The sequence below is a fragment of the Pantoea sp. SGAir0183 genome (assembly GCF_043545505.1).
Genome location: NZ_CP028057.1, coordinates 248,657 through 262,050, shown reverse-complemented (window position 1 = coordinate 262,050; position 13,394 = coordinate 248,657). Strand labels below are relative to the sequence as shown.

Genomic DNA, 13,394 nt, shown 5'->3' with positions numbered 1-13,394 from the left:
GTGGTGAATTCTGACCGCTCGGTTATCAGACTGGCGACCCTGCACGATCTGGCCGGAATTACAGCCCTGCTTCAGGCAAACTCGGCCGGACGCGGCGGCACACTGAATGGGGATTTTCCTGCCGATAAAGTTGAAGGGATGCTGCGTCGTGCCGGTGCCAGGACAGTGGTTGCCCAGCGCGATGAGGCGATTACCGGCGTATTATTTAGCGCCATTCCCACTCAGCACGAACCCGAGATGATTAACGCGATGCTTCATGCGTGGCCACCGGGGTGGCACTGTTGGCTCTACGGCCCGGTTTGTATCAGTGAGGCTGAACGGGGAAAGGGATTACTAAAACGCCTTTATCACCACATGTGCCAGTATCATCAGGGCGCACCTGTGTTATTTATTCAGGCGCAAAACAGCCGTTCAATTCAGGCCCATCAACGCCTTGGCATGTACCCGGTGGCACAGTTTGCTATGCAAGATGAAGATTTTTTTGTCTATAGCCATCAGGGTTAGCAACCTCAAAACCGCCGCGCATAGCACAAAAGGAAACCTGCTTCCGATGCAGATTCTACAATGAATCTAAGACATTAACGGGGGAGAACAGGATGACAAAGATCTGTGTCACATGCGGAACCGCCTACTCGCAGATGGAAACAACCCACTGCATAATTTGCGAAGATGAACGTCAGTACGTGCCGGCTTCAGGGCAACAATGGACATCCAGTGAAGCGCTCCATGCCGCGCACAGCAACAAATGGCAGCAACCTGAAACGGGATTGTTTAGCCTGCAGTCTGTGCCTGATTTTGCCATCGGCCAGCGCGCGTTTTTGATTAAAGGACAACAGGGCAACGTGCTGTGGGACTGCATACCTAACCTTGATGCCGCCACCGTCGATATCATTCGTGCGCTGGGCGGTATCGACGCAATTGCGATTTCACATCCCCACTATTACAGCAACATGCAAGACTGGGCAGCAATATTTGATGCGCCATTGTATATCCACGCCAGCGACAGCGAATGGATTGTGCGTGACAGCCCACATCTGCAGTTATGGGATGGCGATGTCCTGACTCTGCTCCCTGACATAAGTTTGTTGCGGCTGGGTGGCCACTTCGCGGGCGGCACGGTACTGCACTGGGCAAAAAATGAAGGCATCCTGTTGTCTGGCGATATTATTCAGGTTGCGCCGGGGGCAAATGCTGTGTCCTTCATGTGGAGTTATCCCAACATGCTGCCTTTACCGGCGGACAACATCAGGACAATAACCGAGCGTCTGACCCCCTTTGCCTTTGATCGACTTTATAGTGCGTTTGAAGGGCGCGATATTGCGTCTGACGCGAAACAGGTGGTGAACCGCTCAGCTCAAAAATATATAGACTGCCTGCAGTAAGACAGAGCAGTGACGGACGGTTAAGCGGCCAACGCCATCACCCGCTTAACCCACGTTTTTCATTCGTCGATATACCTCAGACAGGCTTTATGACTCACCCTTACGGCGATGAGGCAGCCTCATCATCTACGCTACGATCCCTGTCAGTGGCGCTATCAACGGATTCATCTGTTGGCCGCATTCAGCAAAAACGACACCGTCATCAACGCCTGCGCGCGGGCCGCATGAGCACCGTCGTTCCGGTCTGTAGCGGCACAGGAACGTCAGGGCGAGTTCAGTTGACTCACCCTTTCGCGCGGGATCAGGGTGCCAGCGATGCACCACTGGTGGCGATAACCTCTTTATACCACCAGAAACTTTTCTTGCGGCTGCGCGCCAGCGTGCCGTTCCCATTGTCATCGCGGTCAACATAAATAAAACCATAGCGCTTGGACAGCTCGGCTCTGGAGGCGCTGACCAGATCGATGGGCCCCCAACTGGTATAGCCCATCACCTCTACACCGTCGTCAATCGCCTCGCGCACCTGTACTAAATGGTCATTAAGGTAGCTGATGCGGTAGTCATCCTGCACTACGCCGTCCGCGTCAGGTTTATCCTTCGCACCCAGGCCGTTTTCCACGATAAACAGCGGTTTCTGATAACGATCCCAGAGCACGTTGAGCAGCGTACGCAGACCGACAGGATCTATCTGCCAGCCCCATTCGGAGCTTGCCAGATGCGGGTTTGGCACCATGCTCAGGATGTTGCTCCGTGCCTGCTGATTTAACGCCTCATCGGTGGTGACACAGCCGCTCATATAGTAGCTGAACGAGATAAAGTCGACCGTTGATGTCAGCGCCTCGCGGTCGGCATCGGTGATGTCAATCTGAATACCGTTGTCACGGAAGAAGCGCAGCATATAGCCCGGGTAGGCACCGCGGCACTGCACGTCACCGAAGAACTGCCAGCTGCGGTTCTCCTGTAGCGCTTCCAGCACGTCTTCTGGCTTGCAGGTCAGCGGGTATACCAGGCCGCCCAACAGCATATTGCCGATTCTGGCATCAGGAATAATGTCATGACAGGCTTTTACCGCCAGCGCGCTGGCGACCAGTTGATGATGGATTGCCTGGTACACTTCGCCTTTATTGCTGGTTTCCGGCAGACCAACGCCAGTCAGCGGCGCGTGCAAGGACATGTTGATCTCGTTGAAAGTCAGCCACAGCTTCACCTTCTCTTTGTAGCGCGCAAACACAGTGCGGGCGTAGCGTTCAAAAAAACCGATAGTCTGACGACTTCCCCAGCCGCCGTACTGCTTTACCAGCGCCCATGGCATTTCATAATGTGACAGCGTGACAAGCGGCTTGATACCGTGCGCGGCCAGCTCGTCAAACAGCCTGTCGTAAAAAGCCAGCCCTGCCTCGTTCGGCTGCTGCTCATCACCGTTCGGGAAAATACGCGTCCAGGCAATCGAGACGCGCAGGCATTTAAAACCCATTTCAGCAAAAAGTTTGATGTCTTCCGGATAGCAGTGATAGAAGTCGATAGCCACATCCTTGATACTGCTGTCTCCCGCGACGCGCTCTACCACCGGACCAAAAACCCCCTGTGGCTGAACGTCAGAAGTTGACAGCCCTTTTCCATCGTCCAGATAAGCACCCTCTGTTTGGTTGGCGGCTAACGCCCCACCCCATAAAAAATCATCCGGGAAAGTCTTCATTATGTTCTCCTGTTATTGATGGCTTACGCAGATTAGCGGTACACCGGCATTGGCGAATGTTGCCGCCACGGTCGCTACCTCGCGATATTCGTCGCTGTTGCTGATAATAATCGGGGTCGTCAGGTCGTAACCGGCATCGATAATTGCATGACGATCAAACTCCAGCAGCAGATCGCCCGGCTGCACGCTGTCACCTACCTTCACGTGAGCGGTAAAGGGGATGCCATTGAGCTTCACGGTGTCGATGCCCACGTGAATCAATACTTCAATGCCGCTGTCGCTGAGCAGGCCAATGGCATGTTTGGTCTGAAAAAGCGAGGCAACCACGCCGGTGAAAGGGGCAACGACGTTGTTATCAGACGGGATGATAGCGGCACCGCTGCCCAGCAGGCCGCTGGCGAAGGTGGTATCCGGCACCTGGTCAAGTGCCAGAACGGTGCCGGTCATCGGCGATAACACCGTGTTTTTGCCTGCTGATGCGTGCCCGTTAGGCGTTGCGCGCGCTGGCATCCCGGCGACCAACGTCAGACCGCAACTCAGGACCAGTGCCACCATTGTGCCGAAAAGGCCGCCCCACAACGTGGCATCCACGCCGCCCGGCGGTATCATCTGGGCGAGGGTAAAAATATTGGCAAAGCCAAACGAATAAACGTGGGTATCGCTGAAGCCAACAATAGCTCCACCGACAGCTCCCGCCACGCAGCCAAAGATAAAGGGGCGGCGCAGCGGCAGATTGACACCATAGACCGCGGGTTCGGTAATGCCGAAGATCCCTGCCGTCACGGACGATCCGGCCAGCATTTTTTGACGCGCATCGCGGGTGCGCAGGAAGACCCCTAACGCCGCACCCACCTGACCGAAGACCGCAGGCAGCAGCATCGGCAACATAGAGTCGTGGCCCAGCACCGCCACGTTGTTGATCATCAACGGTACCAGCCCCCAGTGCAGATCAAAGATGACGCAGACCTGCCAGAGCGCGCCCATTGCCGCGCCCGCCAGCCACGGTGCCAGTGCATAGATCCACTGATAACCGTTTGCCAGCATCTGGCTGAGCCAGGTTGCCAGTGGGCCAATCACCAGGAAAGTCAGGGGGACCGTCACGCCCAGGCAAATGAGCGGCGCGAAGAAATTTTTCATCGAGGATGGCAGCAGCTTCGTACTCAGTCTTTCCAGCCAGCAGCTTACCCACGCGGCAAGAATAATCGGGATTACGGACGAGCTGTAGTTAAACCAGGTCACCGGAATGCCGAGAAACGCCTCGGTCACCGCATCCGGCTGCTGGCTGGCGTTGAACGCAGCGATCATGATCGGATGGGTCAGCGCGCCGCCAATGACCATGGTGATAAAAGGATTACCGCCGAACTTTTTCCCAGCGGTGTAGCCCAGCACTAATGGAAAAAAGAAAAACAGCGCGTCGCTGGCGGCGAACCATATTTTATAGGTGCCGCTTTCCGTGGTGAGCCAACCGCAGACCACTGCCAGCGCCAGTAACCCTTTGAGGATACCAGAGGCCGCCAGGACGCCGATAAATGGCGTAAAAATTCCGGAGACAATGTCGATCAGGCGGCCAGATAAGGTGCCCTTGTCGCCCTTTTCCTCCACGACAGGCGCGTCATCAGTCAGCCCGGCCTCGTTGCGCACCGCCTGCCAGACGTCATGGACGTGGTTCCCAATGACGACCTGAAATTGGCCGCCGCTTTCTACCACCATAATCACATCCGGGTTGTTCTTCAGCCCCTCGGCATCTGCTTTCTGCTTGTCTTTCAGTTTAAAACGAAGCCGGGTTGCGCAATGCACAAGGCTGATGATGTTCTCTTTTCCGCCAGCGTGGCTGAGAATATCCTTCGCTAAAGCCTGGTATTCCATCTCGTTTTCCTTACATCCGGTGCCTGTAGCCACCTGTTGAATTAAAAAAAACCTGAGGGCGTCCTTCGTCAGAAGGCCGCACTCAGGTTTTGCCTGCGTAATGCAGTAACAATCCCGTGTTGAGGCTTAACGCCCCTCTTTTCTCACCCGCTCAATATGGAGGGTGAGAAACATGATTTCTTCGGTTGTCAGCTCGCGCTGATAGTTTTTATTCAGGTGCTGAGCGATTTTTCCGGCGCATTTCCAGGCCATGCCGTAATTGTCTTTCACCGCCGCATGCAAAGACACATCGTCATCCTGCACCACCGTGCGGGTCAGCATTCGCTGGGCAAAAAACTTCAGATGAGTAACGAAACGCTGATAGCTGAGCGACTCTTCGTCGTACTCCAGGTGCAGTTGATACTTCACCAGTTGCAGGATCTCCTGCATGATCCTGGTGACATGCATCACTTCAGGCATTTCACTGTCCAACTGGGCCGTGACCAGATGCAGAGCAATAAATCCCGCCTCATCCTCGGCCAAATCGACATGCAGACGTCGGGCAATAATGGCCCTCGCCTCCTGACCCAGCCCAAATTCTCTGGGATAGAGACGTTTAATATCCCACAGCAACACATTTTTGATTGCCAGCCCTTTCTTTTGCCGCTCAATCGCAAAGTAGCAGTGGTCGGTTAAGGTGATATACAAACTATCCTGCAGCTTTCCCAGCCGCTGTCCTGCCAGCCTGATGATCTGGTCACAGGTCGTCATCACCTCAAGTGGGATCTGACTCAGCAGTTCCCCTAGCCGACGCACCAGCACGTCATTCTGCAGCGCAAACACCTTTTCAATCAGTGCGGTTTCCAGCGTGTCCCCTGCGCGCTTCTGAAAGGCCAGCCCACGTCCCATGACAACCTGTTCGGACCCACGCTCATCCAGAGCAACCACCACATTGTTATTAAGAATTTTGGCGATTTTCATCGGAACCCCAGAAACAAAAAAACCTGACATCCGGCAGAAGCCAGAAAATCAGGTTTTGCCTGCTTTTAGCAGTCACAATCCAGTGAGGGAACTCTATCAGTTTCAATTGCAACCTATCCGTATCATACGTAAAAAACGTGACACATATCGTACTTTTGCTGTGGGGTCAGAAAGTTACCGCGGTTTTCAGCGTGGTGACCCAGGCATCCTGCGTGCGCGATACGCCGCCCGGATGGTGCCAGTACTGTATGCCCGGCTGTAGCTCCAGCCACGACAGAGGACGGAAGCGATAGTAAAACTCCCCGTTCAGGGAATGGCCCGGTACCGGATGATACATCGGATTGTTATGATCACTCAGCCCGCTAAGTGTATTCATATAGCGCTGATTTCGGGCATAGCCAGTGCTCATATCAATCCAGCTGAGACCAAGACCCATCCAGTCTTCCGGTCGTGCGTCAAACAGTCCCCGATAGCGCACTGAGGCGGCATAAACCTGATGAATATAATTAGTACGCTGGTCGGCAAGGCTCATACTGGCGGAGGCACTTAACCCACGATTCGAATCGTCCTTATGCTGCGTGAGTTGCTGATTCATTCCGGCGTACACAAACCAGGTACGATTGCGTTGTGTATAACCTTCTGGGTCTGTTGCCCCTGCCCCACCCGATCTTCCGTGATAAAGATCCGTTTGTGGCGCATTGGTGAATACCACGCCCAGGTTATACGCTCCGGGAAGATGATTGATCATCGGGCGCGCTTCAATTTCAACCGGAAGTAATATGCCTTTGCTGCCCTTCGTCGACCCGCTCCAGGCATGATGACGGCTGGAGGCATCCGGGTTCTGCTCCATCACACCCCCTTTTAATGTGATGGCCGGCGTCACGTTATACGCCAGCGTGGTGCCCCAGGTGTGGACGTTCCAGTTATGCCAGGTGAGCGCGTTAGCCGACTTGCCGCCGCACTGGGAAAGTAGCTGGAAGTCACAGGGAATGATCTGATCGAAGGTCTGGACCTTATTCATCATCCCGATTCGCCAGGTGATGCGGCGATCGTCAAAACTGCGCGCAAAGGTCAGCCAGCCCAGACGGGTAATGGACTGGCCGCCCCAGCTTTCCTGCGTCAGGTCGTTGATATTCACTCGCGGATCCTGTACGCGTCTGGTGGTGAGGTCATCATTGTGGTTACGATTGACGATATTCCCCTCAATTCGTGCATCGGGAATACCTGTCCAGCGCGCCAAATCCTGAGTGAAGGTCAACGCAAACTGATCGATATAAGCCACATGCGAGTCTTGATGGTAGCCCCCGCCAGCATTCCAGCCGATTTCGTTCAGATAACCCAGATTGTAGGTAAAACCGTTATCATTAAGGATGTTACGAATACCCAACATATCGCCCAGCATGGGAGCGGGAGAAGCGTCAAAACCTAATACCGTGCCATTCCATTCCTGGCCGACTGATAGCGGTGAAACCAGCAAAAGCGCGAGTACATACTGTTTGTAGCGAGCATTTATCATCTTTCTTTACATCCTGATAAACATACATATGTGAAAATGGGGAATGTTCAGTTTGTTAGGGTGTTGCCTGTTCTTTAAGCCAAAAAAAACCTGAACGCTTAATGGGTTATCCCATATCGCGTTCAGGTTTTGCCTGTTGACCAGTAACAATCCTGAATTCAGTCGCCAAAAACCTTATCATCTGTAAGGTTTTCAGGAAGCATGTATTGGCTACGTATGTGATTCAGGTAGCAGTTTTGTCGGAAGAAACAGTCGTGCGCCGAGCAGAATGAGTGCATTACCTGCGCGTATCAAAAGGGGATTTCCGGCATAACAGCCAGGAAGTGAAAACAGCATCGCCCGCCTGACAGGACGGGCGTGATGTTGCAATGCAGATATAATGAGAAGTCGTTCGTTATTTATCGCGTGTACGCTGGCGGCACGTTACCGCTTTAGTTTAATTTGCTCAAGTCCCTGTAAAACGTTATTAATATCATCCCCACTCAGATGTTGCACATCCAGTTGGTGATGAAGAGAGGTTAAATCGCCTTTCGAAAAACTGCCCTGCGACAGTTGCTGATGAATCGCTTGCAGAATTTGTTCATCTAACTGATTGATTTGCTTTCTCAACTCAGCCAGATCTTTAGCCGGTGGGACCGACTGAGGTTTGGCCAGCCAGTCCGCCATGTAGCGATACTGAATCGCTTTGCTGGCATCCATCAACGCCTGAAAGAAGACGGTAACAGATTGGGGATCCAGCCCGGCCTGAGCCGATTTTTCCTGCGCTTCTGCCAGCACATCCTTTTCCCTGGTCAGGTCTTCAACTGGCTTGTTATGCACTTTTTTGAACGCTGCGACGTCTTTCATCAGCAGCATTCTTTCATGCAGTGCGCGTGAGAGCAGAGAGACAGGTTGAGATGCTGCAGGCGCAGCAGCAGCGGAGCCGCTAAAAATAAGGGCGGCCAGCAGAAAGGTCATATATTGCATGTTTGGTTAGCCTGTTTCCAAATAGTTGAAAAAGATTAATCATATTAAACGCACCTCTCAATAATGAAGTGTCTGTGAAACATTAGTTAATCTCTGTAATTAACTAATACAAATTATAAACACACCCAGGGTTGAAGATCATAAATCATTAGAATACCTACACTAACATTATGGCCACCTTAACCGCGCCGCTTCAATGTTAATATTTAGTCAACAAGTTGAGCGGACAATCAGTGAGAAATCAATCAGCTTACTGATTAAGCTATTGAATATTTTTATAAAATTATAAATTTATGGAAGTTTGAAACAGTAAAATTTTTGTTCTCATAACGCCAGAAAAGGTAAAAAAACGTCAGACAGAACTCGCCTCTTATTATTCGCAAGCTAATTATCATGCCTTTTATTAATGACGTTTAAAGTTTTAATTTTTCTTTTAAAACAGTGCAAATGCATCACCTCCATATTTGTGAAGTTTTATTTCAAAACGTCTCTAAAGTTTTCAACGTGACAGTCGATAAGTTTTATTAAGCAGTAGAAGCCTGTTTCTCGCTGCAAATTATTTCCCTTACCGGCTATCAGGGTGGAATCATGTTTATTACGCGTACGTTTTCCGATATGAAAATGGGGAAAAAGCTGGGGCTCAGTTTTGTTGTGCTGATAGTTGCAACCCTGACCATCGCACTGTTAGCGTTTAAAGGCTTTGAAACCATTAAAGAGAATGCGCAAAAACAGGACATTACTGTCGATTTTGTCAACACACTCGGTGAAGCACGAACCAGCCGGCTGCTTTATCAGTACACGAAAGACGAACATTATGCGCAGGTTAACGCAAAAGCGCTGAACGATTTAACAGCACAGGTAAACAAACTTAAAACGTTTAGCTGGGACAGTCAGGGCGAAAACACACTTACTACTGCCGCAAACGAACTGGAAAACTATAAGACGCACCGCGAGGTTTTTTATAATGCCTCGCAAAAAACGTTTGCTGCCGCCTCCCTCATTCAAAACAATGATCTGCTGGCTGTCGGTCAACGGCTTGATGGTATCACGATTCCCGCTCAGCCTGAGGCCATGCTCCAGGTGTTGCGCTTAGCATCGATACTGAAAGAGATCGCCGGTGATGTAGAGCGTTTTGTCGACAAACCGACCGAATCCAGTAAAAGTGAAATCAGCGACAACATTTCCACCGTTACCCAGTTGCGCGCGCAGTTGCTCGCGCTGTCTGTCCCGGATATCCAGGCGGTGCTGGCGACGCAGAAAACGGATTTGGCGCAACTCAGGCAGGCCTTTACTGACTATCTGTCAGCCGTGGCGGTAGAGACAACCGCGTCCAAACAACTGAACATCACCGCCGGAAAACTGAATACGTCCGTTGCGGAGCTTTTTAACTATCAGGCGTCCGAATCCGCAAATGCGTTACACAAAGCGGAAACGCAGATTGCGATTGTCGCCGCGATTTGTGTGCTGCTTAGTCTGCTGATCGCCTGGCGAATAACGCTTTCCATTACGGTTCCGTTGAAAGAAACGCTCAGCGTAGCCAAACGCATAGCGGAAGGCGATTTGACCGCCTCGCTGTCCACGGCTCGTCGTGATGAACTGGGGCAATTGATGCAGGCCGTCAGCGTGATGAACGACAGCCTGCAAAACATCATTACCCATGTACGCGACGGCGTGAACGGCGTGGCTCGGGCTTCTTCAGAGATCGCTGCCGGCAATATGGATCTGTCTTCCCGGACCGAGCAACAGTCTGCCGCCGTGGTGCAAACTGCGGCCAGTATGGAAGAGTTAACCTCCACCGTGAAACAGAATGCGGAAAACGCGCATCACGCCAGCCAACTCGCTACTAAGGCTTCTGCCAATGCCGGACGCGGCGGTGAAATCATCCGAAGCGTTGTCACCACCATGCAAGGCATTACGACCAGTTCAGGTAAGATTGGCGAAATTATCAGTGTCATTAACGGTATTTCCTTCCAGACGAATATTCTGGCCCTGAACGCTGCCGTGGAGGCGGCCCGTGCCGGCGAACAAGGGCGTGGTTTTGCCGTTGTCGCTGGCGAAGTCAGAAACCTGGCGCAGCGCAGCGCTGTTGCGGCTAAGGAAATTGAGACGCTGATCCGCGATTCACTGAATCGCGTCAATGAAGGTTCGACCCTAGTGGATCAGGCGGGAACGACAATGGACGAGATCGTGCTGTCGGTGACCCAGGTTAAAGATATTATGAGCGAAATCGCGGCAGCCTCGGACGAGCAGAATCGTGGCATATCGCAGATCGCCCAGGCGATGACAGAGATGGACACCACGACGCAACAAAACGCCGCGCTGGTTGAAGAGTCCTCAGCCGCTGCCAGCTCACTGGAATCACAGGCAGAAGCGCTGGAAAAAACGGTTGCTGTATTCCGGGTACCCAGTAATAAGAAAAGTGTGGTGGCCAGTCAGGCTATATCGTCCGCGGCACCTAAAGTCGTGGTGTCTGCACGCCAGTCCAGCGTAACTGAAGCCAACTGGGAAACGTTCTGATACCGGAAACAGTGACGCCGGCAAGTTGCCGGCGTCACTGTAGTTGGCTGAAAAGAGCGGTGCAACACGTATCCTGAACTGATTTTGTTGCACTGCTTTATAACGATGCCGGTTCCGGGCTGGTCATTTCAGTCGGTTTTTTGCGGCTTAATGCACATACAGAGTAATCCTGCCAGCACCAACATGACGCCGACCATCGCGCCTGTATGAAAAGGCTCAGCGAACAGCGGCAGACTGATTGCCATCAACCAGACCAGTACATAGCTGATGCTCAGCAACGGATAGGCCCGGCTGAGCGGCAGATGACGCAGTGCCAGAAACCAGCTCACCATCGAACAGGCGTAAGCAGTCAGTCCGCCACACAGAATCAGCAGCGGCAGCCAGTTCACGGGATGCTGGATCAACACGGCCTGCAAACTGGGCAACTGAAGCATCGCCCAGCGCAGCATTAACTGAGCGAGTGTCACCAGCAAAACGCTGCATAAGGCCAGCAAATAACCCTTCATGCGTAGCTCCCTATCAGGGCGACGCCTGCGACAATCAGTACCGTGCCAGCCCATTGCAGAGGCGACATTTTTTCACGCCAGATAAACCGTGCGGCCAGGGCAACCAGAATAAAGTTAATACTCAGCATCGGGTAGGCCAGGCTTACCGGCAAACGCTGCAACACCAGCAACCAGGCCACCATCCCCAGCGCTAACATGATAAGACTGGCCAGCAGCCAGCCGGCCAGGTTAGCCCTGTTTGTTTGCCGTGCCGCCTGTTTCTGACAGAGCTGGCCTGCGCAGGTGAGTAAACTGGTGAGCAGCACCAATAATAAACTCACGATCAGTTAGCCGCATTGTATTGCAGTAACAGCATCCGGCCGTTGCGATAGACCGCATCCGCTGGCGGTAAATCTGTGGGTGTCGCTTCACCGCGTTCCAGCATCATGATCAACGAGACATTGCCCTGCTTACGGTGCGCCTGAAGCCATTGCGGGAAATCCTCGCTGCTGACATAGGCAGACTGGGCATCGGGATAGCTAAGACCATACTGCAGCTCGCCCTTTTGACTGTAGGCAATGATATCGCTGCGTTTCAGCGTCCAGGCGATGGCTGACGACACGCCGGAATTATCACTTAAGATATAGCGGCTGTTCGCCAGGCTGTTTTCAATACTGCGGATGAAGACCTGGGGTTGCTTGGTATTCTCAACGCTTTCCGGAATTGCCGAACCGACACAGAGCGCCAGCGCCAAAGGGCAAAGCGCGGCGGCCAGCCAGTTGCGTTGTGGCGATTTCAGGCTGAAAGCCCCCGCGACAGCCCAGCCCGCAAACGCGATCACGGCCATAATGAGTGCAACCAGCTGATGTGCGCCATAGAGCGGACGATGGCTTAATCCCCAGGGTGCCAGCACGACCAGCAACGTAACCACACAGATCGCGCCAAACAGGATATTGATCCAGGCGTTGACTTTAAAGACGCGCGTGTTCTCACCCACTTTACGCCAGGCATAGTCAGCCATCAGCAGCGCCAGCGGCGCAAAGCAAGGCAGGATATACGTCGGCAGTTTCCCTTTCGCAATGCTGAAAAACACCAAGGGGATCACGACCCAGCTCAACAGATAAACACCACCTGAGGACTGCTGGCGTTGGGTCCAGCCTGAACGCAGTGCGCCCGGTAACAACGCCAGCCAGGGCAGCGCGCCGGCAATCAGCACTGGCAGGTAGTACCAGAAAGGTGCCTTATGCTGTGCGTTGTCTTCGGCAAAACGCTGGATATGCTCAACCCAGAAAAAATAATGCCAGAAATCAGGTTGCTGCTGCTGAATGGCAATCGCCCAGGGGGCACTGATGGCTGCCGCACTGACAATCGCCAGTGGGCCATAAATAACCAGTTCCCGAAAACGCTGGTTCCAGATCGCCCATGGAAGGATCGCCAGTACAGGAACCGCCAGGGCAAGGAAACCTTTGGTCATAAAGCCCATGCCGCAGGCTAAGCCCAAAATCAGATAACGGAGGATACGTTGCCGCACATTTTGCGCTTCGCTGGCGAACCAGTAGCTGCACATCGCCGCAACCATCCATAACGTCAGCATCGGATCCAGCACGGCATAAGTACCAATACCGTAGACCAGAAGTGAGGTCATAAAGATAACGCTGGCCGTGAGAGCAACGGTACGGCGAGCAAACAGGCGACAACCCAGCCAGTAAATCAGGATGGCGCTCATCAGGGTTGAAAAGACCGAACCAATCCTGACGGCGAAGTTATTGTGACCAAAAATGGCCTGTCCAACAGTATTGAACCAGTAGCCGGCGATGGGTTTTTCGAAATAACGCAGACCGAAGAAGTGCGGCGTAATCCAGTTGCCGTTTTGCAGCATTTCACGGCTGATTTCGGCATAACGCGTTTCATCAGGCTGCCAGAGATTGCGGAACTCCAGAGGAAGTAAATAATAAAGAACGAAAAGTGAAACCAGTAGTACCGTCTTTTTGGTGGCAGTCATGGTG

11 protein-coding genes are annotated in these 13,394 nt (G+C 52.7%); 3 read left to right on the top strand and 8 right to left on the bottom strand.

Annotated elements, in window-relative coordinates; genetic code table 11:
- Together C1N59_RS21760 and C1N59_RS21755 are read left to right on the top strand one after the other, a co-directional pair.
- Positions 1-504 (top strand): GNAT family N-acetyltransferase, encoded by a 504-nt coding sequence (locus C1N59_RS21760; protein ID WP_054634000.1) that lies wholly within the window; start codon positions 1-3, stop codon positions 502-504.
- 92 nt (positions 505-596) lie between these two features.
- A complete protein-coding gene (locus tag C1N59_RS21755; RefSeq protein ID WP_039339434.1) occupies positions 597-1,382 on the top strand; it encodes an MBL fold metallo-hydrolase in 786 nt (261 codons plus the stop codon).
- A 301-nt stretch (positions 1,383-1,683) separates the two neighbouring features.
- On the opposite strand, the gene C1N59_RS21750 is transcribed toward C1N59_RS21755, so the two are convergent.
- The 5 genes from C1N59_RS21750 to C1N59_RS21730 all read right to left on the bottom strand — a co-directional run bounded on the left by C1N59_RS21750 (position 1,684) and on the right by C1N59_RS21730 (position 8,386).
- Entirely contained in the window at positions 1,684-3,078 is a 1,395-nt protein-coding gene (locus C1N59_RS21750; RefSeq protein ID WP_394551121.1) for a glycoside hydrolase family 1 protein, read from the bottom strand.
- Between the two features lie 12 nt (positions 3,079-3,090).
- Complete coding sequence (gene bglF, locus C1N59_RS21745) at positions 3,091-4,944, bottom strand: PTS beta-glucoside transporter subunit IIABC (RefSeq protein ID WP_394551119.1); 1,854 nt, start codon at positions 4,942-4,944, stop codon at positions 3,091-3,093.
- A gap of 126 nt (positions 4,945-5,070) precedes the next feature.
- Positions 5,071-5,904, bottom strand: a complete 834-nt coding sequence (gene licT, locus C1N59_RS21740) for a BglG family transcription antiterminator LicT (protein WP_205956042.1) — start codon at positions 5,902-5,904, stop codon at positions 5,071-5,073.
- Between the two features lie 166 nt (positions 5,905-6,070).
- Entirely contained in the window at positions 6,071-7,306 is a 1,236-nt protein-coding gene (locus C1N59_RS21735; protein ID WP_394551300.1) for a carbohydrate porin, read from the bottom strand.
- Between the two features lie 537 nt (positions 7,307-7,843).
- Entirely contained in the window at positions 7,844-8,386 is a 543-nt protein-coding gene (locus tag C1N59_RS21730) for a chorismate mutase (protein WP_058702549.1), read from the bottom strand.
- 588 nt (positions 8,387-8,974) lie between these two features.
- Here C1N59_RS21730 and C1N59_RS21725 point away from each other — a divergent pair.
- A complete protein-coding gene (locus tag C1N59_RS21725; protein ID WP_394551116.1) occupies positions 8,975-10,903 on the top strand; it encodes a methyl-accepting chemotaxis protein in 1,929 nt (642 codons plus the stop codon).
- Positions 10,904-11,031: 128 nt separating this feature from the next.
- Here the strand turns inward: C1N59_RS21725 and arnF are convergent, their stop codons facing one another.
- From arnF to arnT, 3 genes are read right to left on the bottom strand one after another with little or no spacing between them, the layout of a single operon-like run.
- Positions 11,032-11,409 carry a 4-amino-4-deoxy-L-arabinose-phosphoundecaprenol flippase subunit ArnF gene (gene arnF, locus C1N59_RS21720; protein WP_367144127.1) on the bottom strand — a complete coding sequence of 126 codons (378 nt, stop codon included), beginning with the start codon at positions 11,407-11,409 and terminating at the stop codon, positions 11,032-11,034.
- Positions 11,406-11,729 (bottom strand): 4-amino-4-deoxy-L-arabinose-phosphoundecaprenol flippase subunit ArnE, encoded by a 324-nt coding sequence (arnE, locus tag C1N59_RS21715; RefSeq protein WP_039339447.1) that lies wholly within the window; start codon positions 11,727-11,729, stop codon positions 11,406-11,408. The genes arnF and arnE overlap by 4 nt, the downstream gene beginning before the upstream one ends.
- Before the next feature lie 2 nt (positions 11,730-11,731).
- Positions 11,732-13,390 (bottom strand): lipid IV(A) 4-amino-4-deoxy-L-arabinosyltransferase, encoded by a 1,659-nt coding sequence (gene arnT, locus C1N59_RS21710; protein WP_058708901.1) that lies wholly within the window; start codon positions 13,388-13,390, stop codon positions 11,732-11,734.
- Positions 13,391-13,394: the final 4 nt, after the last annotated feature.